This is a genomic window from Hymenobacter sublimis (assembly GCF_023101345.1).
Classification (GTDB): Bacteria; Bacteroidota; Bacteroidia; order Cytophagales; family Hymenobacteraceae; genus Hymenobacter; species Hymenobacter sublimis.
The window spans coordinates 3,899,643-3,924,221 of the sequence record NZ_CP095848.1 but is presented as its reverse complement, the minus strand read 5'-3'; the positions used below and the strand labels follow the sequence as shown (position 1 = coordinate 3,924,221).

Sequence of the window (24,579 nt, the reverse complement as noted above, 5' to 3'; positions counted from 1 at the left end):
GACGCTAACATGGGCGCCGTTAGGCGGCGCGCCTACCGCCCAACACCACCAGCACCACGGCTAACACAATCAGGGCCGCGCCCCCAAGCATGCCGGCGTTCAGTTGCTCGCCGGCAAAGGCCCAGCCCAGCAGCACCGCCACCACGGGGTTCACAAAGGCATAGGTACCAGCCAGGGCTGGCTCCACGGCCCGTAGCAGCCAGATGTACGCCGTAAAGGCGACAATCGAGCCGAACGTAACCAGATAGATATACGCTAGCCATGATTTCGACGTCACCTGCGCCAGCTCAAAGCCCTGAGCCTCGCCCCGAACTAGGCCCACCACCACCATCACCAGTCCCCCGCAAAGCATCTGCATACCCCCCGACAAGAAGGGCGACGGACTCGGCTGGTGCCGCTTGGAGTACAACGAGCCAATGGCCCACACCAGCGCCGCTGTTAGCACCAGAACCATCCCAATGCCCTCGTGCCCGGGCAGGGCTACGTGGCTAGCGCCGGGCGTACGAGCCAGCAAATACACGCCGCCCAGGCCGCACACCAACCCTAGCGTTACGGCCGGGGTAGGCCGCTGCGCTACCCCGCTCCACCACCCCAGCACCGCCAGAAACATAGGTACCGTGGCCACCAGCAATGCCGCCAGGCCCGAGGGAATGTACTGCTCGCCCAGCGTGACGCCCCCGTTGCCGAAAGCCAGCAGGCAGATACCAATAAGCAGGGCCACACCCCAGCCGCGCCAGGTGGGGGCCGGCTCCCCGCGCAGGCGCATGAAGCCGTAGAGCAAGGCTCCCGCCAGGGCATAGCGGCTGCCGGCCATGAGCAGGGGCGGCATGGAGTCGATGGCGAAGCGGATGCCCAGGTAGGTGGAACCCCAGATGAGGTAGACGGCCGCAAAGGCCAGGAGCAGGGCCGTGCGGGAAGGAGGTAGCTGATTCGCCATAAAAACCGGAAGCATGTAGACTGCAAACCTACGCCGGTTTTGGCAGGATGGCCGCGTGCTACCAGCCGCTTGTCAGGCCACTTGGCTGGGCGACTAGCAGTGGGGCAACCCTGGCCTTGCAGCGTACCGGCTTGGGTAGGGCAGGAGATGCAGCGCTTGCGCCCGAATCCCGTTCTTTACCGCGTACTCCTACCTTGCTTGCCTGTGCGCTCTTTTCTTCTACTTCTTTGGCTGGGCCTGCTGGTGGGCCTGAGCAATCCGGCCGCCGCCCAACTGCTTCAGGCCAAGCCTGCCTTCACACGCGCCGATTCCCTGCGCGGGGCCCTCACGCCCCTGCGCACCTGCTACGACCTCAACTACTACCACCTGGATGTGCGGCTGGATATCGGCAAAAAGGCGCTCAGCGGCTCCAACCTGTTCGGTTTCACGGCCACCCAGGATTTCAGCCGGCTGCAGTTTGACCTGTTCGCGAACCTGAAGGTGGAAAAGGTGGAGTACCAGGGCAAGTCGGTGCCGTTTACCCGCGAAGCCAACGCTGTGTTTGTCACGTTTCCGGAGCCCATCCGCAAGGGCAGCCGCGCCGCCTTCACCGTGTTCTACTCCGGGCAGCCCACCGAGGCCAAGCACGCGCCCTGGGACGGCGGACTGGTGTTTACTCAGGATAGCAAGGGCAAACCCTGGGTTGCCTCGGCCTGCCAGGGGGTAGGGGCTAGCATTTGGTGGCCCACCAAAGACCACCAGGCCGACGAGGTTGACAGCATGCTCATCAGCGTAACGGTGCCCAAGGGTTTAAAAGACATTTCCAACGGCCGTCTGCGCAAAACCACTGCCCTCACAGGCGGCGCCACCCGCTTCGACTGGTTTGTGAGCAACCCCATCAACAACTACGACGTGGCCCTGAATGTGGGCGACTACACGCACTTTGCCGACGAGTATGCCGGCGAGAAAGGCAAGCTCACGCTGGACTATTGGGTGCTACCCGAGAACCTGTCCAAGGCCAAAACCCAGTTTGCGGCCAACGTAAAGCCCATGCTCAAGTCGCTGGAGTCGTGGTTTGGGCCTTACCCGTTTTATGAGGATGGCTACAAGCTGGTGGAGGCCCCGCACCTGGGCATGGAGCACCAGAGCGCCGTGGCCTACGGCAACAAGTACCAGAATGGCTACCTGGGCAAGGACCGCTCCGCCACCGGCTGGGGCCTGAAGTGGGACTTCATCATCATCCACGAAAGTGGGCACGAGTGGTTCGGCAACAACATTACCAGCAAGGACATAGCCGACATGTGGATTCACGAGAGCTTTACTACCTACTCCGAGGCTCTGTTCGTGGAAAGCCAGTTTGGCAAGCAGGCCGCTCAGCAGTATATCCGGGGGCAGCGCCGCAACATTCAAAACGACGCGCCCATTATTGGCCCCTACGAGGTAAACCGGGAGGGTTCCTCCGATATGTACGACAAGGGTAGCAACGTGCTCAACCTGATCCGGACGGCCTACGTGCCCGATGATGCCCGGTGGCGGGAACTGCTGCGGGGCCTGTCCCGCACCTTCTACCACCAAACCGTAACTACGCCCCAGGTAGTAGGCTACCTCAGCCAGCAAACCGGCTACAACCTCACGCCCATTTTCGACCAGTACCTGCGCTACGCCAGCCTGCCAACCCTAGAAATTCGTTTCGAGGAGGGTAAACCGGTGGGCCGGTGGATTGCCAACGTGCCAGAGTTTAACCTACCCATCAGGCTGCGCACCAAGGGCGGTGAGTACCACACCCTGCCACTTACTACCTCCTTCCAACCCTTGAACCTGCCCGGCCTTACCCGCGAAAACCTGGAGGTTGACACGGAAAACTACTATATCGGGGTGCTAGTAGAGTAACCCGCGCTGGTAGTACAGGCAGGAGCCACACATACTGAGCGCAAGCCAGATAATAAGCGTCGCTTCTAACAGGTAAAGTTGCTGTAATAGTAGGAGGCCAAACGCTATGCAGTAGTAGTTGCCTTATTTCAAGAAGTGCATTCCCTTAATGAAAACTATTTGTGTCATTATGGGATGATATGATAGGCGTATAAATCTGCTGGTAGATTAAAAATATGTTAATTTTGTGCCGTTAATGGCACAAATACGTGCCGACTATAGTTTACGTACCCGGTTAAGGTATTCTTAGCTGAGTGACTGGGGTAGAGTTTGTAGAGCAGATGATTTGAATTTTGCTAAGGTAGCCGTACTATGCATCTGCCCTCTTGTCAGCTCATGGAGCTCACAGGAGAGCAAGCAGAGCGAAACGGCACTAGTGCAAATAGTCTATATCGTATCACCGTATGATCGTTCCTTCTGTTCCAGTCAATTGTCAGAACTGCCCGCACGTGCAGCAGTCGTTGCTGGGAGCCTGCCAGCACGGCGAGTTGACCTTTATTTCGGGCGGAAAAGTGCACCAGTCTTACCACAAGGGGCAGGTAATTTTCCAGCAGGGTAGCCGGGCCAACGGGCTGTATTGCGTGCACCAGGGTAAGATTAAAGTCTCCAAGATCAGTGCCGATGGCAAGGAGCACATCATCCGGCTGGTGAAGGAAGGCGACGTTATTGGCTACCGCTCCCTGATGATGGGCGGCAACTACTCCACCGCCGCTACCGCCCTCACCGACTGCGTGGTGTGCCTGGTGCCGCGCACCGACTTCTTCAGCCTTATTGAGCAAAACGCCCAGTTTGCCCATTCCCTGATGCGCCTGCTGGCCAAAGCCCTGGGCGAGGCCGAGGAACGGATGCTGCACGGCTCTTACAAGCCCGTGCGCGAGCGGCTGGCCGAAGCCCTGTTGCTGCTCTACAACGTGTTTCGGCCCGCCACCGATGAGCCCTTCAGCATCCCCATTTCCCGCGACGACTTGGCTGCACTCATGGGTACGGCCAAGGAAACCGCCAGCCGCCTGCTTTCCGAATTCCGTGACGAAGGGCTGGTAGCAACCCAAGGTAGCCGCATTACCATTCTGAACGTGGGCAAGCTGAGCCACCTAGCGGCCCTCTATGATTAAGGCAGGGGTTGTAACCTCAGGCCCCAACAGGCTCCTGGGCGGGTTGCAAGGCAACTTGCCGGGGTAGCCCGCAGGGTATAGTTGCCGCTTCTGGAAACCACTAGAATTCTCTTTTCGTACTTCCCCGGCCGGTACTAATCGGCGGGGAAGTGTTGTTTTATCGAGGAGTGTTTTATAAGTTAGTATTTATAGTACTTTATGAATCCCAATATGGTTTCCCAGGCTGGAAACGCCGGGAAAAGTTTAATCAATATCATTTTTTGTGTTGACGAAAGTCATTTTTTAGGGTAGAGATTCTAGGGAGATTTGTAAACCAATTCATCCTGTCAGAGGCCGTATGTACCAGCAAGTCAGGAGTCTTGCCACAAGTTTTACTCACGACTTCTTTTCAGCCGTCAGCAGCGGGCCAACGCGTGGGCTCAAGGCTAGACAGCAGCAGAGGAACAGGCGGCTTGTGCGGATCGATTTTTTACTTCCTCTTATATTTTCTCCACTCAGTAGCATGGCTTACTCAGTTAACAACCCCGCTGGTAAAGTAGTAGAAGGCATCATCAGCGACCTGCCTGGCCTGGTGGCCGTGGCCGTAGTTGATGTTACCTCCGGCATGAGCCTGGCGTCGCACTCCAACTCGCCCGCCCTCAACCCCGATACGGCGGCCGCTTACAACACCGAAGTAGTAAAGCAGAAGCAGAAGGCCATGACGGCCCTGAAGCTGCAGGGGGAAACCATTGAGGACATCCTCATCACCCTCTCCAACCAGATTCACCTGCTGAAGCTGACGGAAGCCGGTACCAAGTTCATTTACCTGGTAGTAAACTCCCGCGACACCAACCTGGCCATTGCCCGCGAGGTGCTGCGCAGCCACGTTGCCACCCTCAACAACTAAGCTAACGACAGAAGTTGTACACGAAACAGTGCAGAACCGGTTGGCTGCGCCGGCCGGTTCTGCACCTGTTGCCAGCCCAAGGGGCACGCTGACAAAAGGGGCGGAAAGCAGAGAGTAGATGTCATGTGTTGCTTGTGCTACTGGTGCCCGCGAGGCGCCAGTGCTTTATTGATAGGCTATGCCAATCTCTTTTCTTCAGCGCTTGCAGGAGCTTGCCGGACCCGCGGTTAACAAGGTTGTTTCCGCGGCCGCCGGGGCCGAGAAAGTTTCCGCCGAGCGCATCATACACCACTTGCTGGTGGGCCTTCCGGAGTTGTTGGGAGCGGCCGTCGTAGAGGTAGAATCGGGTCAGGCCTTGGCTTCCTATACCACCTCCCGCGAGTTCAACCTCAGCAAAGTAGTGGGCTTTAACGCCGAGGTAGTCCGGCAGCAGCGCCGGGCCCTGGCCGTCCTGCAACTGGGCCCCGAGGAGCAGCTGGAAGAAATCCTGATTACGCTGCACTCCCAATTGCATTTGCTGCGCCTGCTGCCCGATGGCCGCCGGTTCCTGTACGTAGCCGTGGACTGCCGGGACACCAACCTGGGCATTGCCCGCGAGGTAATGCGGACCTGCGAGGAGTAGCTGCCGAGCGGGCTGCCGTGTTGAGAGGAGAAGAATACCGAATTCCCTTTTTCTATTGTTTCACTTCAACTTCCTACCCGCCTATGAAATTGACAGCTTCTCCCTTCGATCCGCAAACTGGTGAGCTGCTGCCCGTGTACCGGGATGCCTACCTGCGCGGCGACTTAAGTAAGGCTTCGGCGCAAGCCGTGGAAGCCTACCTGCATCAAGATGCCGATCAGGCCCACTCTACCCTTACCCGCTGGCAGGAGCTGCAAGCCGCCCAAGACGCGGCGCTGGCCCCGGGCTGGGTAAACCGGCAGATTCAGTACATCCGGGCCGAGCCCGTGCGCTTCCGCCGCCGCGCTACTACCCTGGTGGCCTCGGCCGTGCTGGTAGGTACCGTGGTATTTGCCGGCACCCGCACCCCCACCGAGAACTTGCCCACCGGCAGCCTGCCTACCGATGTGGCAGCTACGGAAGTGTTGGAAGCCGGTGCCTCGGCCGAAATGGCTTCCTCGGCAGCCTCCCTGCGCATGATTACCGTGCGCGGCCAGATTAAGGGCGAAAACGGCCAGCCCCTGGTAGGTGCTACCGTGATGCAGCCCGGCAGCCTGCGCGGGGTATCTACCAACGCCCAGGGTGAGTACGTGCTAACGGTGCCCGCCGGCACCAGCTCCCTGAAGTATGGCTACGGTGGCTACCACGACGAGGAAGTAGCCGTGAAAGGCTCCCGCACCGCCGACGTAACCCTACTACCCCGCGCCCAGCAGAAAAAGCGCTGGCTGTTTTTCTAGGCGCTACCCGCGCCTGAGTACCTAGTAACCAGCGTGAGTGAAGCCGAAATCGTACCGTAAGAAAGCCTCCCGCCGGCCCGACAGGCTGCCTAAGCCCAACCCGCTAGCCACTCTGGTCGTGCAAAACGTGCTGGCGGAGCTGCCTGGCCTGGTGGCCGTAGCCGTAGTAGATGTAGCCTCGGGCACCAGCCTGGCCGCGCACACCAACTCGCCCACCATCAACCCCAGCACGGCGGCCGCTTACAACGCGGAAGTGGTAAAGCACAAGCTCAAAGCCCTGACCGCCCTGGCCCTCCAGGGTGAGGCCATCGAAGACATCCTCATCACGCTTTCCAGCCAGCTGCACTTGTTTCAGCTCACGGACAAAGGCGGGCAATTCATCTATCTGGTCGTCGACGCTGGTAGCACCAGCTTAGCTATGGCCCGTGAAGTGCTGCGCAGTCAGGTGGGGCAGTTGGAGCCCGCCGCGGGGTAGGAACGCCGTCCAACTGAGCTATGACTTGAGAAGCTCCCTTTCCAGTCCGGAAAGGGAGCTTCTCGTTTTCCGGGTAGCCTTGGCCTCGTTTAAGCAGAGCTGCCCGGCACTGTTAGAGCGTAAAAACTTGCCATTTCACCATTTCCCAACTTCACCGTCCGTACCTTCGCTCCGTTGATTTCCACCGAATTCACCTTAGCATGAACCAATACGACGTTACCGTCATCGGCTCCGGGCCCGGCGGTTATGTGGCGGCCATCCGCTGCTCCCAGCTCGGCCTCAAAACGGCCCTCATCGAGAAGTACGACACCCTGGGCGGCACTTGCCTCAACGTGGGCTGCATCCCCAGCAAGGCCCTGCTCGACTCCACGGAGCACTTCCACAATGCCGGCCACACCTTCAAGGAGCACGGCATTGAGCTGAGCGACTTGCAGATTAACATGAACCAGCTCATCGACCGTAAAAACGGAGTAGTGAAGGCCAACACTGACGGCATTCAGTTCCTGATGAAGAAGAACAAAATCGACGTCATCAAAGGTGTGGGTTCGTTCGTGGATAAGAATCACATCAAGATTACCCCCACCGCGGGCGGGGAGGAGCAGCAAATCGAGACGAAAAACGTTATCATTGCTACCGGCTCCAAGCCTACGGTGCTACCCTTCATTCAGCAGGATAAGCAGCGTATCATCACTAGCACCGAGGCCCTGAACATCCGGGAAGTGCCCAAGCACATGATTGTGATTGGGGGCGGCGTCATCGGACTGGAAATGGCGTCGGTGTACGCCCGCCTCGGCGCGAAAGTATCGGTGGTGGAGTTCATGGACTCCCTCATCCCGACCATGGACCGTGCCCTCGGCAAAGAGCTGAAGCGCATCCTGGGCAAAATTGGCATCGAGTTCTTCCTGAGCCACAAGGTAACCGGCGCTACCCGCGAGGGCGATGCCGTAACGGTAACCGCTACCAACCCGAAAGGCGAGGAAGTGAAGTTTGAAGGCGACTACTGCCTGGTGGCTGTGGGCCGCGTGCCCTACACCGCGGGCCTGAACCTGGAAGCCGCTGGCGTAGAAATGGAAGAGCGCGGCCGCATTAAGGTTGATGAGCACCTGCAAACCAACGTGCCCGGCATTTATGCCATCGGCGACGTGGTGCGGGGCGCTATGCTGGCCCACAAGGCCGAGGAAGAAGGCGTGTTTGTGGCCGAAACCATTGTCGGCCAGAAGCCGCACATCAACTACCTGCTGATTCCGGGGGTAGTGTACACCTGGCCGGAAGTGGCTGGCGTGGGCTACACCGAAGAGCAGCTGAAGGAGCAGGGTAAGGCCTACAAAACTGGCAACTTCCCCTTCCGCGCCTCGGGCCGCGCCCGCGCCTCCATGGACCTCGACGGCTTCGTAAAAGTGCTGGCCGACAAGGAAACCGACGAAATCCTGGGGGTGCACATGATTGGCCCCCGCATCGCCGACCTCATTGCCGAAGCCGTAACGGCCATGGAGTTCCGCGCCTCGGCCGAGGACGTGGCCCGCATGAGCCACGCCCACCCTACCTACGCCGAAGCCATGAAGGAAGCCTGCCTCGCCGCTACTGAGAACCGCGCCATTCACATGTAATCTTTGCGCTTGCGGTGTTAAAGCCAAAAGCGGCGGAAGCTACCCAGCTTCCGCCGCTTTTTTGTAGCTTCAACCCATGACCAAGCAGGATCATGTCAACTATTGGAAAGAAACAGCTGAGCAGGACTGGTCGTCGGCGCAGGCGTTGCTAATGGCGGGGAATTACCTGAATAGTCTGTTTTTCGCTCATCTAGTTATCGAGAAATTGAGCAAAGCACTTTGGGTACAAGAGAATGTCAGTGACCATCCCCCGCGAATTCATAATATCGCCCGCATTCTGGACGCTACCTCTGTGGTGCTACGTCCTGATGAGGAAGTCTTAGTCACTGAGCTAAACATTTTCCAAATGGAAGGGCGCTATCCTGACTACGCCCGAACCGTATATCAACGTGCTACCAAGGTCTTCGCGACTGAGCTATTGCTCGAAACTGAAAATTTCCGCCAATGTTTACTCAGCAAGCTGCTTTAGAACAAGTTCGTGCCTTCGCCGAGGAACTGCGAAAGATGAACATTCCACTCCGGCAGGTTATTTTGTTTGGCTCCTACGCCCGGAACGAACAGCGAGAAGAATCGGATATTGACGTGGCCCTAATAGCCGATGACTTTACCGGTGCGGCCTTCATTGATGTAAAGCCTTTTGCAAGACTCTTGGCCCGGCGGCCCTACTTCTACATTGAGCCCCATACCTTCGCGCCAGAGCAGTTTACTGACTGGAATCCCTTTGTAAAGGAAATCAAGCAAACTGGAATTCTAGCCGCCTAAGGGCCATGGAGTTCCGCGCCTCGGCTGAGGACGTGGCCCGCATGAGCCACGCCCGCCCTACCTACGCCGAAGCCATGAAGGAAGCCTGCCTCGCCGCTACTGAGAACCGCGCCATTCACATGTAATCTTTGCGCTTTGAAAGCAAAAGAGGCTGCAACTCCCGAGAGTTGCAGCCTCTTTTACATTTATTCGTCTTCATCTACACTAGGTGAAGGCTTACTAGGCCGTTTACCACGACTGCTATTGGGCTTTTTCTTATTGTTCGAGCGCGGGATATTGGTTTTTTTATTCTTATTATTACTTGGCTTTATTTCAGTTGGAGTAATGTCAATGGCTCCTGTTTCATTCGTTTCCTTTTCTGTATTTTGAGACTCATTTAATAGTTTAGGAGAAAATCTATCAAGCATTTTTACATTATTAACATTTTCGTTTATAGGAATATTTCCTGGCAGCGCTCTGCTGTCAAATAATGAAATAGTTGAATTTATTATTCTGTATTTTAGTCTTTCGCCTTCTTCATTAGTAATAGATCCGCTTGAGACTAACGATTCTATTTGCTGAACTACGGCTAGAGATGATAGTAACGCTTTATTATTTTCAACTACTTCTTCTGCTCTTTTATGACGAATTTTGTGCCAAGCTTCTAAGAAAAAGTCTTTTAAATGCTTAATAACTCCGCCTGCTCCTTTTAAGTCAATCCTTACATCTGATCCACTATCTGCCTTTATTATTTTTAGTGTCTCGTTTCCTTCAATTTGATAGGCGCTCCTGATGCTTTCATACAACTCTTCTATTGCGTTTATAGCTTTTGATAAAACGCTAGCTGGGGGTGCTATTTCTTCAAATTGAAGTTCTATGGAAATGAGTGAATCGTTAGTCTCAGTTATTTTTAATTCTGCAGGTATAGTAAGTTCTTTCCACACCTTCGCAGCTGTAATCATTACTCTCCATTTATTAGACAATAAAAAAGTTGGATTACGAGGTTCGCCCGCCTTTTGCGTCAGAGCCGCTTGTGCGTACTTCGGTCCGAAAGATATATCCGCAAGCTGAGTTAATTCAAATGCTTTTAAGATCCGAACTGCATTCTTATTTTCGGAAATAATTGAACTTAATCTGGCGAGTTCATGAGTGACTTCAAGCACAGAGCTAACTTTATCCTCTTGTACTCGCAATGCACCCATAAAAAGCCCTTCTTTCACTTTTAGGCTGAATAAAGAATCTATCCACTCAATAGTTTGGATAGCAGTTAGCGTTTGCATAATTCGGTGAATTTGATGATGTTTTGAGGCAAGTTAGGCAAAGGTTATGTTAATCTGTGCCTAACTTGCAAGAATAAAGTATGCACTTTAAGTTGAAATCCTAGCTTTATTCAGCGGCTACAAGCATAGTGTTTGCCCCTGACTTGATGTGGAGGGCTGCCCAAGCGTCAGTTGGTAATTGGTAATATTGTTACCTCTTTACGTCTTCTGCACCAGCTTAAACCCACCCTTGGTCACTTGGTACTGCTGGCCCTGAATGGTGATGGTTTCGCCTTCCAGCAGCTTGCTTAGGTCCTCAATGTCGCCCTCAATGGTATGCAGGGTGAAGCCGTGCTTGCGGGCCAGGGCGAGGTAGCGCGGGTTGATGTAGTCGCGGACGCCGCACAAGATGATGCGGACGTGGGCGTTAGTGTTTTTGAGGAGTTTGGCGTCGCGGGGGAAGGTGTAATTGTCGGCAATCAAGATGAGGTCCGTGGGGGCAGAGTCGGGGCCGGCGAGCTGCTGGGCGTAGAGTAGGGCTTCGGCGTCGTTTTCGGGCGCGTCGCCGCCTCCGCCCGCCTTCATGGTTTCGATGAGCTTGTTCTTGATAGCTTCGTAGCTGCTGGTGGTTACGTGGAAGAGGCCGCCGGTTTTGCCCACGCGCTTGTCTTTGTCGGGCTGGTCGTTGCCGTCGTTGAAGAACACGAAGGTTTTGGGCTCTTCGAGGGCGCTGAGCTGCAGCCAGGCCAGCAGGTCGTAGGTGTAGGGGAACATGCTGCCGGTGGCATCGGTCACTACCACTTCCTTGCTCCACTCGGGGTGGCGCTGCATCACGCGGGTTACCACGTTAGCATCGGGCGGCAGGGGCCGCTCTTCGGCAGCGGTATCCGAAGCGGCCAGCAGCTCGCCGGCTTTGGTGATGCGCGCTTCGCAGTAGTCGTTTTTGTGCTGCTTGTTCTTCTTTTTCAGGAAGACGCGGTAGAGCCGGGCCGCCGAATCGGGGAGGGCGAAGGTGGTGAAGCCCATGTCTGCTTCGCCCAGCAGTTGCAAGGGCCCGATGGGCAGGCGCACCACGCCTTTGGCGCTAAATGGAAACATCTTGCCCGCCACCGGGAAGCCTGAATTAAACGCCACGCTCTGCCGGATGGCTTCTTCCAGCCCGGCCGTGCATACGGGCCAGGCAGAGGGTAGCACTTTCACGGTTTTAATAGTGCCATCGGCGGCTACCGTTAGGTCAAACTTCACCAGTTGAGCGTCGCGCTGGGAGCAGTGGTAGCGGCGGCGCAGGCTGCGGGCCATCTGGCGGTTGCTGAAGCGGCTGATAGGTAGGTTGCAGGCCACCTTTTTGCCCGGAGACTTTTTAGCGGCTTTAGGGCGCTTCTTCTCCAGGATGCGCAGCTTGCGCGTGAGGCTGTCGAGGTCGGCGCGGGAGGTGGCGGCGGCAGTGGCGTGCCGGGCCACGTACACCACAAACCCGTGGAAAAACGGCTGGCACTCGGCGGGGCTGTTGCAGCCGGTTTGCTCCACCAGCGTCCAGGTCACGGACTCGTCCTGCAGCAGACCCGGCACGCCCGCCGCTAGGTTGCGGATGCGGCTGAAATTGAGCTGGCGCTGGTTGAACGTCGGGTTCAGGCGGAAGGCCGTGTACACCAAATCAACCCGCACAATGTGGCGGTCCTGCAAGTGCAGGGCCTGTAAATCGGCACCCGAGAAGGTGGAAGGCAGCCGCAACGCTTCCAAGTCGGGTAGGAGCTGGTAGCGGGTGGTGCGGTAGGCGTTGAGCTGGTCGTAGAAGGTGGTGAGCTCCGACTCGGGTAGTGGCTTGGTTTGGGCCTTGGCAGCAACAGAGAATAGCAGGAGAATAATACCACTGAGGAATGTTCGGACTGACACTGAAAACATGAAATAGGGTAGCTGGGGCAAAGAAGTGCAAAATACAGCTTTGCCGGGCAGAGCCAACTGGTAGCGGCAAAGCAGGAAAGCAGAACTGCGCTGAGGGTAGTGCACTTAGGGGGGCGCCCGTACGGGCAGTTGACTACGCCTCCGCCTTTTTTGAGGGTAGGAGCATTATTTTCCAGTAGACTGAAAAACGTGGATGGTGTCTTCGCTGACAGGTAGGGGTATTACTTCCGACTGCTCGTAAGCAGAACTGTTGCCCTGATTATGAGGCGTATACAAAAACCTTCGGGCCAAACTCTGCGAATAGCGGGGTAGGGAAATGGCTGGTTTCCACCGGCCCGCTGGCAAGAGGCCAGCCCCGGAAACTCTATTTCGCATCCCCATGGCCAAGCACAAGAAAAAGCACTCCAAGAAAAAGGAAAAGGGTAAGGACAAGAGCAAGGATGCCGTAGCGGACGACGTGCTCGATGCGGCCGCTTTGTCTATTCGTAAGTTTCGGAAGGTGACCAACGAAATTTCTAAGCTCAGCCTGGGTCAGAAACTAGCTGGTAGTGTAGTCCTGCTGGCCGCCGGCCTCATTTACCTGGACCAGCGTAAGGGTAGCGGCAGCGAAAAGCTCCAGCACCCCCCGATGTTCGAGTGGCCCCGACTAGCCGAAGCGCAGGAAACTTCCGCCACGGAAGAAGCAACCACCGAGGAGGCAGCGGCTTCGTCCGTATCGCCCGCGCCGCCCCGGAAAAGCCACAAGAGCTCCAAAGCCGGTAAGTCGCACGGCTCCGGCAGTCGGAAGCCGCTGGCCGCTGATGAGGTAGCGTAGGTTTCTGCTGGTCCACTCAGCGCGGCACATGTGACCAGTATGGCTACCCAACAACCTTCCGAAGCCGATTGCGAATACCATCTGCCGTTGGGCCTTTTCGTTTGTTACTCAGTTTCTTCCACTTTCCAACATGCGTCATGAAAAAGAATAAAACCAAAGACAAGAAAAATAAGGCCGACAAGAAAAAGTCCCTGTTCGGGGGCGCGGCTAAGTCGCTTAAGAAGCTGGGCAAAGGTTCCGGTTTGGGCCGGCTGAGTACTGCTCAAAAAGTACTGGGCGGGGCGGCCTTAGTAGCCGTGGGCCTAGGCTATTTGGGCAAGCGCCGCAGCAGTACGCCGGCTACCCCACCCACTCCCGCGGCAGATGCGGCCGAGCAAAATCTGGCTTCCCTGGACGGAGGTGCTATTTAATCTACTCGCGGACAAGCGGATAAAGAGCTTAGCTAGGTAACAGAAAAGGCCCTGAGCAGCTTGGATGCCGCTTGGGGCCTTTTCTATCTTTAGGGAATGAAGAAGCTGATGCGAGGTGTACTGGCCGGTAGCTGCCTGCTCTGGCCGGTGCTGGCCGTGGCCGGGGAGCGGGAAGAAAAGTACGCCTTCCTGCTCACGGGAGGGGTAGGCGGCGTGGCAATTGGCCTGGGCATGTACGCTTTCTTTATGATTCTGGTAGCCGCCCTTTACCGACGTAAGCAGGTAGTAGCGGGCCTATTTGCGCTCTGCACCATTATCTTTCTGTACCTGGAATACTGGTCGTTTCGGCTGCTGACGTTTTCGGTCAACTTTCTGCAAACCAAGCAGGTGCAGCCCGCCTCCGGCCACTGGCCCGTGGTGCTAAAGTGGGGGCTGGCCGGGGTGCTGGTGCTGGCCGTGGCCATCTTCGTGCTGGCGTGCCGCATGTGGCGGAAGTGGCACCCGCCCCGCGGTGCGGCCCCAGTTACCTACTCTGCGCCTGCTGAACAACCATAGGGGCTGGCCTAGGGGTAGGAACTACCCGAGGGAAAGAGCGGTACCGCCTACAGCTTAAACTTGGTGGTAAACCGCTTGGTCGCGTAGGGCAGCAGGGCCGTGAGGTCCTGCTCAATCCAGGCCTACCACGCGGGTAGCTTGCTGCGGTCGGCGTATACTTCGCTGTTGTATTTATCCGGCAGAAGCTGGACCTCTAACATCAGTTGCCGGTATATGCCTGGCATTGGGCCGCCGGAAGCACGCGGAATAAAGGCTGGCGGCAAGTGCTGTAACGGGCCAACGCCAAACCGGAAGGTAGCCTCGTCGGTTGTCACTGCCCGGCGTTCCGACCCGTCTACTGGCCCTCCCAGGTGTGGCAACACGGCCGATACCCGCTAGCATCCTACCCCAAAAGCTCCGTACTTGCCTTTCATGCTTTCTGAACCTACCTACCTGGCGGCCCGCATGGTAGCCCCCATGGTTGAAACTCACTTTGCCCGCCACCGGGCGGCCGCTACTACCTGGGATATTGCCCAGTTATCGGCGCCCCCGCCTGCGCAGTGGGTGGAGGTTATCATTGATGCAGCCTTCTGGGCCAGCTTACAGCGGGAAGAAGGCCACCCGCCCCGCATTTCCCTGGCTTTGGTGGAGCCCAAACAGGCCGGCCAGCCAGTAGAGTTTGGCAAGCGCCGGCTCACGCCCTACAACCTGCTCAAGCTGGCCCCGGCCGTGGAGCAGCCGGGCATTCATTTGGGCGTGTGGTATGACGACGAGGGCCTGTACGTGTGGGGTACCGCCACCGAAATTCCGCCCTTGTGCTTTGTGCTGGAAGTGGTAGAGCCAGGCTTGCTAGTAATAAAGCACCGCCGTGCCGATGGGTTCGGTAAGTTCGTGAACGTGGCCATTCTGCGCGGCGACCAGCTGCAACTGGTGGATGCCGAAAACGTGGCCGTAGATGACTGCCCGGCCCTGCGCATGTTTCTGCCCGGGGAGGGCCTGCCCTCCGCCACCGGTGCCACCGACAACGTGCTAGTAGAGTTGGCCGCCGCCATGCGGGCCCACGGCCGGGGCGGACTGGTGCTGGTGGTGCCGCCCAACTCAACCCAGTGGCAGGAGTCCATTGTGCAGCCCATGACCTACCCCGTGCTGCCCGCCTACGTGGGTATTGCTGAGGGGCGGCAGCGCGAACAAGCGAAGTGGCAGTGGCGCGAAGAAATTCAGCGAGCCATCCACGTGGTAGGTGGCTTTACGGCCGTAGACGGAGCCACTATCATCACCCGCGACTACCACCTGCTGGCCTTCGGGGCCAAAGTATCCCGGGCCGAGTCCAGCGTGCCCGTCGACAAGATGGTGCTCACGGAACCTGTTGTCGATAGCCCGGCCCGTTACTTGCACCCGGCCCAGAACGGCGGCACCCGCCACCTAGCCGCCGCTCAGTTCGTGCACGACCAGCGCGACTCGTTGGCCCTGGTGGCTTCCCAGGACGGCTTCTTCACTTTGTTCGCCTGGTCGGAAACGCAGCAAATGGTACACGCCCACCGCATCGACGTGCTCCTGCTTTAAGGAAAATATGCCGGAACGTTAGCGCGGCTTAGGTGCGGTTTACGCAGCGAAAAAGCCAAATAGGAACGCCCCGCGGCACCAGTTCCCTATAGAAGGAACTGGTGCCGCGGGGCGTTTTGCGTACCAGGTTGCCCGCACCCAACGGGGCCGGCTACAGCGCGAGGTAAGACCTACTGAGAGGACCTACTCAGCCCCATAGCCGCCGCGGAAGGCGGGCAGATTACGTACCAGTATCTGCATGCCGTGGCGATTATCCGGCCAGACGCACGCGTACGGCGTTCGGACCCTTCTGGCCCATTTCCACCTCAAAGGATACCTTGTCGTTCTCCTTGATCTGGTTGATCAGCCCGTTGGCGTGCACAAAAATGCTTTCCTGGGTTTTCTGATCCTTAATGAAGCCGTAGCCCTTGGAGTCGTTGAAGAATGACACCGTGCCCTGACGGATAGCGTCGGCCGGATCCTCTTCCTCCTGCTTGCGCGCACCCAAGGTGATGTCCTCCACCTTAATTTCTTTTTTCTTCTTGGTTGGATCCGGGGGGGTAGAGGTGATGTTGCCATCCTCATCTACGTAGGCCAGCATCTCGTCCAGGTTGCTGCCGTTCTTGGCATTAGCCTGGCGCTCTTCCTTGCGCTCCGCTTTGTCGTTGCGCTTTTTCAGTCGTTTTTTCTCGTTTTCCTTTTTCCCAAAAGTGGCTTGTGATCTGCCCATGGCGTATGTCGTTTTGTGTGAGGTATCGGTGATGAAAGCGTAAGCGCACTCGGAACTCCTGGCGGGTAACTGGCCCGAAAGAGCCCGGCCAGGCACGTGGTGTGGGCTAGCATATAGTAACTAGCGCCGCGACTAATAAATTTCATTATTACCCAAAATACGTGGGCAACAAGAAGATGGCTAAGCAAGGGCTACGGCTGATAAAAGCCGGGACCTTGCCGCTGCCCCAAGTTGTGGGAGCAGACCGAGGAGAGCCCCTTGCCAGCCGCTAAGCGGCATTAGTAATAGGGGAGTTCAGCCCGCCTGGGCAGGTGGCGGGAGGCAGACCGGAGCCTGTTCTCACAAATATACTTTATCCCAGAAGCATTTCTTTCCTGCGGCTGCCTCAGTCTGGGAAAACTTCGGAATTGAAAGGCAGCCAAGCTGGCGCCGCAACGCCCGAAGCGCTTGGCCGTGAAGTAGCTACCCGCTTAGCTAAGTCCAGGCCTGGCAAAGGGTAAACCAGCCATTGCAGGTAGTTGCTGCCCTCTAACCGGGCTGATCCTCGGTTGGGAAGCCTAGGTCGGCTACTTCCCGCACTTCGCCGGGAGCTAAGCCCTCTAGCCAGAGGTTGCCAACTCGTACGCGCACCAAGCGCAGGGTAGGGAAACCGGCGGCGGCCGTCATTTTGCGCACCTGCCGAAATTTGCCTTCCGTAACTATGATGGACACCCAACTGGTGGGGCCGTGGCGGTCGGAGCGGATGTTGCGGCCGCGGGGCGGTAGCTCAGGGGCGGTTTCCAGGCGCCGCACGCGGGCTGGCAGGGTGTGATACACCAGGCTGCGGTGGGCAATGCCAATGCCGGCTTCAAGCTGGGCCACGGCCTCGTCGGTAATCAGGCCATCCACCTGGGCGTAGTACTCCTTTTCCACGTCTTTGCGGCGGATTCGCTCACTTACCCGGCCATCGGTGGTGAGTAGGAGTAGGCCCTCACTGGGCTCGTCGAGGCGGCCAATGGCCATGGTGCCGGCCGGAAAGTCGTGCAGGGCCCCGAGAAACTTCTTGCGCATTTCCCGCGGAAACTCGCTGGTAAACTGGCTGAGGTAGCCGTAGGGTTTGTAGAGCAGAAAGTGACGGTGGGTAACGGGAGTCATACGCGCGAAAAAGCCGGCCGGAGCTAGGGGAGCCAGGGGCGAAGGTACAACCAGTGGGCAGCCCTAGGTAGTTTTGTACAGGTACCAGCCGTTGCCCAGGGGCTTCATGACGATAATTCGGTCCGGGCTCATGGCGGGAACGTGCTTGGCCTCGGGCTGGTAAAGCAGGCCCACGGTGTTGCTTTTCACGCCCCCGATAATGAACTCCAGGCAGTTGGTGCAGCCCAAGGTGCGCTGAGTTACCCGGCTGATATACAGGGGCCGCAGCAGGGCTAGCACGGCAGCGTCGGCGTTGGCAGCCTGCTCCCTGGCCCCGGTAGTATCGGCCGGCGCGGCGAAGTAGCGGCGGCTCTGGATTAGGCGGAGGGCGCGCTGAAAAGCGGGCCGGTTGCGGGTGAAGTGCTGGCTGATTGTCGCGTCGGAGCCTACCCACAAGCGAATGTTACCTAGCATAAACTCGTGGCTGGCCTCGGGGTGCTTCTGGTTGTATTGCGCAACTTCCGCGGGCCCCATATCAGAGAGCAGCTGAAGCATGGGCGGGCCGAGTTGGGTCATAGACAGGCTACGCACGGCGGCCAGCTTCCAGGGGGTAGCGGCAGTGGTGGAGTCGCGGCGGAAGTGCAGGTAGATGTCGTTGCGACTCACGGAGTCGCGCAGTTCCACTGCTACCACGGCGGTAGCGGGGCCCTGCTGCAGCAGTTCACAACGGCGCTGCAGGGTAGCCGGAATCTGCTGGCCCAGGCTTTGGCGGCGGGCCTGACCGGCAGCCTCGCCACTGAGGTAGCTTTTCATGTCGGGCCAGCCGGTGGGCGCTACAAACTGCCGGGCAATTTGTAGGGGTTCCAGCAGCGGGGCAGCCCCCACCAGTAGCGGAAGCCATCCTAGTACGAAGGCAAGCAAATACTTCATCACCAGACCTCAGCTGCCCGCTTTTCCCACCTGGGCACGGCCGCCGAACCTCTAAGGTACGCAGAAAGCCCGTGAGATTGAGCCTGCTACAAGTGACTTCCGTTGTCATTCCAATGTCATTCCGACCAAAAGGAGGATTCCCGGTTAGTCAGTTGTGGTGGTCCCAGATTTCCTGCCATTGTCGAAGTGACAACAGGAGCTACTCGGCCTCAAGCTGGCAGGCGGCGCACCAGCAGCACCACTACTGCGCCCAGCACCGCCATCAGTCCGAACGACCACCGCAGCCCGGCCACTTCGGCAATAAAGCCTACCACCGGCGGCACCAGCAGAAACCCCACATACCCTACCGTGGACACCGCCGCAATGGCTGAGCCGGAGCTGAGGGCGGCCGTACGCCCGGCTATGCCAAACACCATCGGAATAACGCACGACACGCCCAGCCCCACCAGCGCAAATCCCAGCCCGGCGGTTAGGGGCATCGGCAGCAGGGCGGCCAGTAGCAACCCGCCCAGCATGAGCAGGCCGCTGTAGTGCAGAATAGACTTCACCCCAAACCGGTTGGCCAGTGGGTCGCCGCTGAAGCGCCCGGCCGTCATGGCTACCATGTAGATGGTAAAGCCCAGGGCTGCTGCTTCCTTGGGCACCAACACCGCTTTCTGAAAGTAGATGCCGCTCCAATCGTACATGGTGCCCTCGCAGGCCATAGAGGCAAAAGCAATGAGGCCGAATTTCAGCAGGGTTTTATCGGGCCAGGAGAAGCCAGCGCGGCGGGCTTCCGGGGTTGGCGGCAGCACCAGGCTGTGGCGGTACGTGAACAGGGCCACGCCGGTCAGCACCACGGCCACCGTGGCAAAGTGCAAGGAGGTGGGCACGCGCTGACCAATGAGCAAGGTGCCCAAGGCTGCGGCGGCGAAACCGGCCACGCTCCACACCCCGTGGAAGGTAGCAATGATGGATGTGTCGTAGCGGGCCTGCACGCCCACCGACTGGGCATTCATGGACAGGTTGAGCAGGTTGCGCGAGGAGCCGAAGCAAAACAACAGGCCCACCAGCTGCCAGGTGTGCTCCACTAGTCCCAGCAGGGCCAGGGCCACGTTGTAGAGAATGGCCCCGACTAGCATTATCTGCCGGCTGCTGAAGCGCTGGAGCAGCCCCGCCGTAACGGGCAAGGTGAGCATCAGGCCGGCCGGCAAGGCAAACAGCACCCCGCCCAATTGAGCCTCACTCAGGTGCAGCTGCTGCTGAATCACCGGAATTCGGGAGGCCCAGGTAGAGTACCCGAAGCCCGAAACAAAGAAAAACAGCGCAATGGCCCACCGCGCCTGCCGGGGCGTAACCTTCTCCTCAACTACCTGTGTCATGTGCTGGTGCTACCCCCTGTTGCGTGTCAAAGCTACAACCCACTGGGTACCCGCGGGCGCACTATGGGCTGCAGCTCCGAACTGCTACGGCGGCAAGCGGGGCAAAGGTTAGGTGGAGCTACAGTCAGCGCGGGCCGTTTAGGTTGGCTGTTAGCCTAGTCAAGAAGCACAATGCTGCCTATGATGCCACGCTCTTCGTGCGCCTAAATGTGGCCGCCACCCCGCTCCGGTAGATCATCAGAAACAGCTAAACGGCACTGAAAGAATGACATCTACTGGCCGAACGCGGCGCATCATATTGAATTACCGTGAGGGATATGAAAGCAACGGTAAAAGCAGCGGCAGCTCCTAGCAAGGGAGCTGCCGCTGGGTATTCTTATAAGAAGTGAAATGGAGCTGACTACTTGCTCACGCGCGGCTTGCCTTTGTAATGAATGTCGCTGGAGCCGGAGGCGTGCGAGGAAAGCTCCTCAGTAACGGCCACGTAGGCGTCGGAGGCTCCGCTGGCTTGCACCGTGGCCGTGCGGCTTTGCAGGTTGTAACCCTGGTAGTCGCTGCTGCCGCTTACCTGCACCTGCTGGCGCTCCACGCGGCCGGTCAGGCGTAGGTCGGAGGCCCCGGAGGCAGTGGCCATCAAGGACTTGGCGTTGATGGTCATGGTTACGTCGGAGGCGCCGCTGGCCCGGATGGTAAACTCGTCGGCCGTGAAGGGGGTAGTGCTTTTCAGGTCCGAGGCTCCGCTGACCTCAATGCCCGTGAGGGTGGGGCAGGTGATGTACACGTTTACTTTCTGGTTACTGAGCAGCATGGATAAGCCCTTCTCCCGGTAGATGCTGAGCGTGTTGCCCTGCACCTCCGTTTTGATGCGGTCCAGCAGTTCAGCTGGCGCATCTACCTGTACTTCAGTGGTAGCGCCCTGCTTCAGAAACACGTTAATAGCACCGCTGGCCTTAATGGCCTGAAACCCGCTAACCGCGCGGGTTTGCTGAGCTGAGGCCGGGCTCAGAGTTGCTACGCTGCACAGGGCCCCGAAGGCCAAGGAACGAAGGAGGATAGTCGTTTTCATAAGGAAAGCAGGTAGGAAAAGTGGAAGTACGAACGGGTAGATGAGCAGCAGCCCGCAACCGTTGCCTCTGGGAATGAATTTTTGTAGGTGCTCAGCTTGAGTAAGTTACCGTATATAAAGTGCAATTGCTATATAGCTGCCTACAGTGGAGGTAACATCCGGGCGGCAGGCTGCGTAAGCGCCCCATCTTCCTTGTCAGAATATACTTCTGACTGAACTTCTCCCTCTATGAATAAGTCCTTGCTTTTCCTTTCCGCGGCAACCAGCCTACTGGTGGCATCCTGTAACCGCGACAAACAAGCCGCCGTGGATGCGGCCACTACTCCTTCCGCCGATACCGCCGTGGTTGTCCGCGACGAAGCCATGACCACCGACGCCACGGCCACGGCTGATGGCGACACGGCCGCTTACCGCACCGAGGCCGACCGCCTCGCCGACCGCATCGCCCAGGACCTGCGCCTGACCGATACCGTGGTGGTGACCCGCGTTGAGAAAACCTACTACACCCGCGGCCGCCGCCTCAACGAAGTCAATACCCGCTACACCACCGACACGACCGGCCGGTACGCTGCCCTGCGCCAAGTAAACGACGACACCGACCGGGAGGTGCGTACCTACATTACCGACCCCGCCCAGTACCGCACCTACCAAGAAAACCGCAACAGCTACTACGCCGGCACGCCCTACAGCAACGCCACCATCACGACCACTACGGAGCGGGAGGAAACCCCGGCCCGGCGCCGCGGCCCGTCCATCGTGAAGTACGATAAGAAGGCCAACGGCGAAACAAAAATCGTGTACTCCAACGGCAAAACGGTGAAAATCGATAAAGACGGCGACACCAAAGTAGAGTACCGCAACGGCACCAAAGTAAAGCGCGACGCCGACGACGGCGAGGTGAAAGTAAAGCGCTAGGCTACTACCCCTTAAGTCACAAAAAAGCCCGCTTCCTGAACTGGAAACGGGCTTTTTTGTGACTTACAACTAGCGCCTTACCGTATGATGCCGTACTGACGCAGTTCCTCGTCGATGCGGCGGTTCCAGCGTTCCTGAGCCAGCGGGCTGCCGTGCGTTTCGGCGTCGTACTGCTCTTGGATGTGGTTCATTTCGGTGAAAGACTTCAGGTACTGCAGCTGTAGGATGCTGTTGTAATCTTCTACCGTGAGGCTGTCGGGGGTAGCCTTGCGGCGAAACCGTTCGGCTACCAGCCGCACAATATCAAAGTGACGCTGCTCGTGGTTCAGGTGCTCGGCCGTTTGCTGGCCGGCATCAACCCAGGAAGAGCTGCGGACTACGAAAATTTTCAGAATCATTTCCAGTTCCACTACCCCATTCACTACCCGCGGCCGGCCCTGGTAAGCGAAGCTCGGAAACACGGAAGCTGCGTAGCGGCCTTTGGGCCGGGGCTGGCCTGTAAAGTCAGCCCAGGTCAGGGGCCGGGCTGGGTCATAAAACACCGTATCAGCCTCGGTTTGGCGGGTGTAGTAGCGGAAGGTAGGGTGCACGGCCGTCGCCAGCCGCACATCGTGGGCGGCCGCGCGGGTTAGCCAGGTGTTAAAGTAGGTCAAGCTGCCCAGCAGTGCCTGCCGCAAGGTAGGCTCCACCACGGTCCGGTCAGGGAGTGGGCGCAAGTAGCGGGCCCCACCGCGGTACTCAGTCAGCGTAATTGTGCGGCCCTCCGGGTTCACCCAGTCGAAGGCCAAGTGCAGGCTGATCTGACCCGCGGCCTGGCCAGTACCAGCGGCGGTTTCCTGCACCCGGCACTCACGCACCCGCATGGTTACCCCGTAGCGCGCTGGGCGGGCCGGCAGCGTCCGGGCCACGAACTGGCGCAGAGCCGCTTCGGTGCCTCCCTGCAGCTCCACCGCCCGGGCCGGGCTGGCGGCAGCAGGCGGGGTAGGCGGCAGCAGCCAAGCCACGGCCGGCCGACCAGGACGCTCATCGCACACCTGCTTGATAGTGAATAGGGTAGGAGTAAAGGAAGCAGTGGCCGGGAGTAATACCAGCGGCTTATCAGCGGTAGGTGGCTGAGCACCCAGCAGCAGCAGGAGCCCAAGCAATACTCCCGCCACCCGCTCCTTACCCCACGCGCGCAACAAATTCATATTCAGCAAAGCAGACATTCACCTGCTAGACACGCTTCCCCCCGCCATACGTTCCCAACGGTGAGGGGGTGAAGTTGTGCATGAGTGAAGCAGCATACAGCAGTACGTCATCCTAAGCTGGCAAAGGACCTTACCACACCAGAACGAGTCGTAACAACGCTTGCCGCACTGACGTGATAAGGTCCTTTGCCAGCTCACCATTTCGCAACTTCACAACCTCACCTTTTCGCAACTCCACCTACTTGCCCATGCGCTGGCGGCGGTATTCGGTGGGGCTTTGGCCGGTGTATTTGCGGAAAGTTTTATTGAAGTGGGAAAGGTTGTTGAAGCCGCAAGAGTAACACACCTCCGTCACGGCCAAGTCATCGTCGAGTAGCAGGCGGCAGGCTTGGCCCACGCGGTATTCCTGCAGGAAGTCGGTGAGGGTGTGACGGGTCATCTTCTTAAAGTAACGGCAGAAAGCCGGTACCGAGAGGTGGGCCACGTCGGCCACTTCCTGCACCGAGAGGGTGGCGCGCTGGTAGTGCTGCTCCACAAACTGATATACCCGGCTCAGGCGTTGCTGCTCCTTGCCGCTCAGGCCCTGGCCGCCGGTGCCCGCGTGCAGGGGCAAACAGTCGTTGGCAGGGGCCTGGGCCAGTTCCTGCAGTACTTGCAGCAAGAGCAGCAGGCGCATAAAAGGTGGCGCGTTCAGGAGCTGGCGCAGGGCCGGGCCCACGGCCGTGCGGGTACCGCCCCGAAACGATAAGCCTTCGTGGGAGCGGGCCAGCAGCTGGCGAATAGCCGCCATTTCGGGCTTGTTCCAGAAGTCGGTGCCCAAAAAGTCGCCCCGCAGCTGCACCACAATTTCCTCGAACGGGGTGCCCGCCGGGTGGCCGTAGCTAAAGGTAAGATGGGGCAGATCTGGCCCGATGAGCACCAGCTCCCCGTCTTCGAAGCGGGAAATGTGCTGGCCAATGTGGCGCCGGCCGTGGCCCCGCGGAATGTACACCAGCTCGTACTCGGGGTGGTAGTGCCAAAGTAGCTCAGCTTTGCCTACCTGAGTGTAGTGTAGCAGAGTAAACGAGCTATCTACCGTAGGATGAATGGGTTCGAATTGTAACTTCACAGGGTGGTGGTGCCAGGATGGCGGAGTGGGAACGTGAAGTTAACACTTGCGGTCAATATAGCATCAAAAAAGGCGAACCTGGCAGTAGCCAGTACGGGCTCTTTGTGCCGACCTTGCAAACTCAAATCACGCTGCTTGTTCTATGAAGGCCTTCCACACCTACGTTCTGGCATTTGCAATGCTACTCCTGTTGGTGGTGGGTGCCCACTTCGCGCAGGCCGCTCGGTTGTCGTTGCCGGCCGGACGCGGCTCGGTGGAGCAGCGTACCAGCAACCTGACCAACTACCTCACTCGCGAGCTGCACCTAAGCCGTTTGCAGCGGCAGGCAGTTGAAAAAAGCACCCGCAAGTACTTGCAACAACTTGACCAACTGGCCGTAAAGCCCGGACTGGTAGCGGCAGTAAGTGAGGGACGTTTGCTGGAGGGTAAAACAATGGCCGAACTAGAAAACGAATACGATACAGCGCTGGCCCGGGTGTTTACGCCTGGTCAGTACACGGCATACAGCTGGTTGCGCGAGCACCAGCCCGAAAGCAGCCGCTAGGCTACTTTCGCATCAGACATCCAGCGGCTTTGGGTGGGAATTTTAGCCGCTGGCCGTTTCCCGGGCACCTTTGGCACCCGGAAAACGCAAAAAGAGG

25 protein-coding genes are annotated in these 24,579 nt (G+C 58.3%); 15 read left to right on the top strand and 10 right to left on the bottom strand.

From position 1 onward, the window contains the following. Nucleotides 1-19: 19 nt before the first annotated feature. A complete protein-coding gene (gene yedA, locus MWH26_RS16430; RefSeq protein ID WP_247975126.1) occupies nt 20-937 on the bottom strand; it encodes a drug/metabolite exporter YedA in 918 nt (305 codons plus the stop codon). A gap of 204 nt (nt 938-1,141) precedes the next feature. Between yedA and MWH26_RS16425 the strand changes: the two genes are divergently transcribed. From MWH26_RS16425 to MWH26_RS16385, 9 genes are all read left to right on the top strand, one after another. Beyond that, nucleotides 1,142-2,806, top strand: a complete 1,665-nt coding sequence (locus MWH26_RS16425) for a M1 family metallopeptidase (RefSeq protein ID WP_247975125.1) — start codon at nt 1,142-1,144, stop codon at nt 2,804-2,806. Between the two features lie 443 nt (nt 2,807-3,249). Continuing rightward, a complete protein-coding gene (locus tag MWH26_RS16420) occupies nt 3,250-3,957 on the top strand; it encodes a Crp/Fnr family transcriptional regulator (protein WP_247975124.1) in 708 nt (235 codons plus the stop codon). A 502-nt stretch (nt 3,958-4,459) separates the two neighbouring features. After that, nucleotides 4,460-4,843, top strand: coding sequence for a hypothetical protein (locus tag MWH26_RS16415; RefSeq protein ID WP_244697894.1), 384 nt, complete (start codon nt 4,460-4,462; stop codon nt 4,841-4,843). 178 nt (nt 4,844-5,021) lie between these two features. Beyond that, entirely contained in the window at nt 5,022-5,465 is a 444-nt protein-coding gene (locus MWH26_RS16410; RefSeq protein WP_247975123.1) for a hypothetical protein, read from the top strand. Between the two features lie 83 nt (nt 5,466-5,548). After that, the gene (locus MWH26_RS16405; protein WP_247975122.1) at nt 5,549-6,241 is read left to right on the top strand and encodes a carboxypeptidase-like regulatory domain-containing protein; all 693 of its coding nucleotides are present in this window, start codon (nt 5,549-5,551) and stop codon (nt 6,239-6,241) included. A 37-nt stretch (nt 6,242-6,278) separates the two neighbouring features. Continuing rightward, the gene (locus tag MWH26_RS16400) at nt 6,279-6,716 is read left to right on the top strand and encodes a hypothetical protein (RefSeq protein WP_247975121.1); all 438 of its coding nucleotides are present in this window, start codon (nt 6,279-6,281) and stop codon (nt 6,714-6,716) included. A 200-nt stretch (nt 6,717-6,916) separates the two neighbouring features. Continuing rightward, nucleotides 6,917-8,323: a dihydrolipoyl dehydrogenase gene (lpdA, locus tag MWH26_RS16395; protein ID WP_247975120.1), complete on the top strand. Its 1,407-nt coding sequence runs from the start codon at nt 6,917-6,919 to the stop codon at nt 8,321-8,323. A 76-nt stretch (nt 8,324-8,399) separates the two neighbouring features. Further along, a complete protein-coding gene (locus tag MWH26_RS16390; RefSeq protein WP_247975119.1) occupies nt 8,400-8,792 on the top strand; it encodes a HEPN domain-containing protein in 393 nt (130 codons plus the stop codon). Then, nucleotides 8,768-9,085, top strand: a complete 318-nt coding sequence (locus MWH26_RS16385; protein WP_262920684.1) for a nucleotidyltransferase domain-containing protein — start codon at nt 8,768-8,770, stop codon at nt 9,083-9,085. The genes MWH26_RS16390 and MWH26_RS16385 overlap by 25 nt, the downstream gene beginning before the upstream one ends. Before the next feature lie 185 nt (nt 9,086-9,270). Here MWH26_RS16385 and MWH26_RS16380 read toward each other — a convergent pair whose 3' ends face one another. Together MWH26_RS16380 and MWH26_RS16375 are read right to left on the bottom strand one after the other, a co-directional pair. After that, nucleotides 9,271-10,344 (bottom strand): hypothetical protein, encoded by a 1,074-nt coding sequence (locus MWH26_RS16380; RefSeq protein WP_247975118.1) that lies wholly within the window; start codon nt 10,342-10,344, stop codon nt 9,271-9,273. A 198-nt stretch (nt 10,345-10,542) separates the two neighbouring features. Then, nucleotides 10,543-12,216, bottom strand: a complete 1,674-nt coding sequence (locus tag MWH26_RS16375; RefSeq protein WP_247975117.1) for a vWA domain-containing protein — start codon at nt 12,214-12,216, stop codon at nt 10,543-10,545. Nucleotides 12,217-12,604: 388 nt separating this feature from the next. Between MWH26_RS16375 and MWH26_RS16370 the strand changes: the two genes are divergently transcribed. From MWH26_RS16370 to MWH26_RS16355, 4 genes are all read left to right on the top strand, one after another. Next, the gene (locus MWH26_RS16370) at nt 12,605-13,039 is read left to right on the top strand and encodes a hypothetical protein (RefSeq protein WP_247975116.1); all 435 of its coding nucleotides are present in this window, start codon (nt 12,605-12,607) and stop codon (nt 13,037-13,039) included. 137 nt (nt 13,040-13,176) lie between these two features. Then, nucleotides 13,177-13,449, top strand: a complete 273-nt coding sequence (locus MWH26_RS16365) for a hypothetical protein (RefSeq protein WP_244697872.1) — start codon at nt 13,177-13,179, stop codon at nt 13,447-13,449. 96 nt (nt 13,450-13,545) lie between these two features. Then, complete coding sequence (locus tag MWH26_RS16360) at nt 13,546-14,004, top strand: hypothetical protein (RefSeq protein ID WP_247975115.1); 459 nt, start codon at nt 13,546-13,548, stop codon at nt 14,002-14,004. 411 nt (nt 14,005-14,415) lie between these two features. Next, complete coding sequence (locus tag MWH26_RS16355; RefSeq protein ID WP_244697868.1) at nt 14,416-15,546, top strand: putative sensor domain DACNV-containing protein; 1,131 nt, start codon at nt 14,416-14,418, stop codon at nt 15,544-15,546. 250 nt (nt 15,547-15,796) lie between these two features. Here MWH26_RS16355 and MWH26_RS16350 read toward each other — a convergent pair whose 3' ends face one another. From MWH26_RS16350 to MWH26_RS16330, 5 genes are all read right to left on the bottom strand, one after another. Further along, nucleotides 15,797-16,255 (bottom strand): cold-shock protein, encoded by a 459-nt coding sequence (locus MWH26_RS16350; RefSeq protein WP_244697859.1) that lies wholly within the window; start codon nt 16,253-16,255, stop codon nt 15,797-15,799. A gap of 528 nt (nt 16,256-16,783) precedes the next feature. Then, nucleotides 16,784-17,389, bottom strand: a complete 606-nt coding sequence (locus tag MWH26_RS16345) for a pseudouridine synthase (protein ID WP_247975114.1) — start codon at nt 17,387-17,389, stop codon at nt 16,784-16,786. A 63-nt stretch (nt 17,390-17,452) separates the two neighbouring features. After that, on the bottom strand, nt 17,453-18,298 hold the full coding sequence (locus MWH26_RS16340; RefSeq protein WP_247975113.1) for a hypothetical protein: 846 nt from the start codon (nt 18,296-18,298) through the stop codon (nt 17,453-17,455). Nucleotides 18,299-18,507: 209 nt separating this feature from the next. Continuing rightward, entirely contained in the window at nt 18,508-19,659 is a 1,152-nt protein-coding gene (locus tag MWH26_RS16335) for an MFS transporter (RefSeq protein WP_247975112.1), read from the bottom strand. Between the two features lie 400 nt (nt 19,660-20,059). Continuing rightward, nucleotides 20,060-20,725 (bottom strand): head GIN domain-containing protein, encoded by a 666-nt coding sequence (locus MWH26_RS16330; protein WP_247975111.1) that lies wholly within the window; start codon nt 20,723-20,725, stop codon nt 20,060-20,062. 228 nt (nt 20,726-20,953) lie between these two features. Here MWH26_RS16330 and MWH26_RS16325 point away from each other — a divergent pair, with 228 nt between their 5' ends. Further along, on the top strand, nt 20,954-21,640 hold the full coding sequence (locus MWH26_RS16325; protein WP_247975110.1) for a T-complex 10 C-terminal domain-containing protein: 687 nt from the start codon (nt 20,954-20,956) through the stop codon (nt 21,638-21,640). 77 nt (nt 21,641-21,717) lie between these two features. Here the strand turns inward: MWH26_RS16325 and MWH26_RS16320 are convergent, their stop codons facing one another. Beyond that, a complete protein-coding gene (locus MWH26_RS16320) occupies nt 21,718-22,830 on the bottom strand; it encodes a lytic polysaccharide monooxygenase (protein ID WP_247975109.1) in 1,113 nt (370 codons plus the stop codon). 238 nt (nt 22,831-23,068) lie between these two features. After that, nucleotides 23,069-23,938 (bottom strand): helix-turn-helix domain-containing protein, encoded by an 870-nt coding sequence (locus MWH26_RS16315; RefSeq protein WP_247975108.1) that lies wholly within the window; start codon nt 23,936-23,938, stop codon nt 23,069-23,071. A gap of 178 nt (nt 23,939-24,116) precedes the next feature. On the opposite strand from MWH26_RS16315, the gene MWH26_RS16310 reads away from it, so the two are divergent. Beyond that, nucleotides 24,117-24,482, top strand: coding sequence for a hypothetical protein (locus MWH26_RS16310; protein WP_247975107.1), 366 nt, complete (start codon nt 24,117-24,119; stop codon nt 24,480-24,482). Nucleotides 24,483-24,579 lie beyond the last annotated feature (97 nt).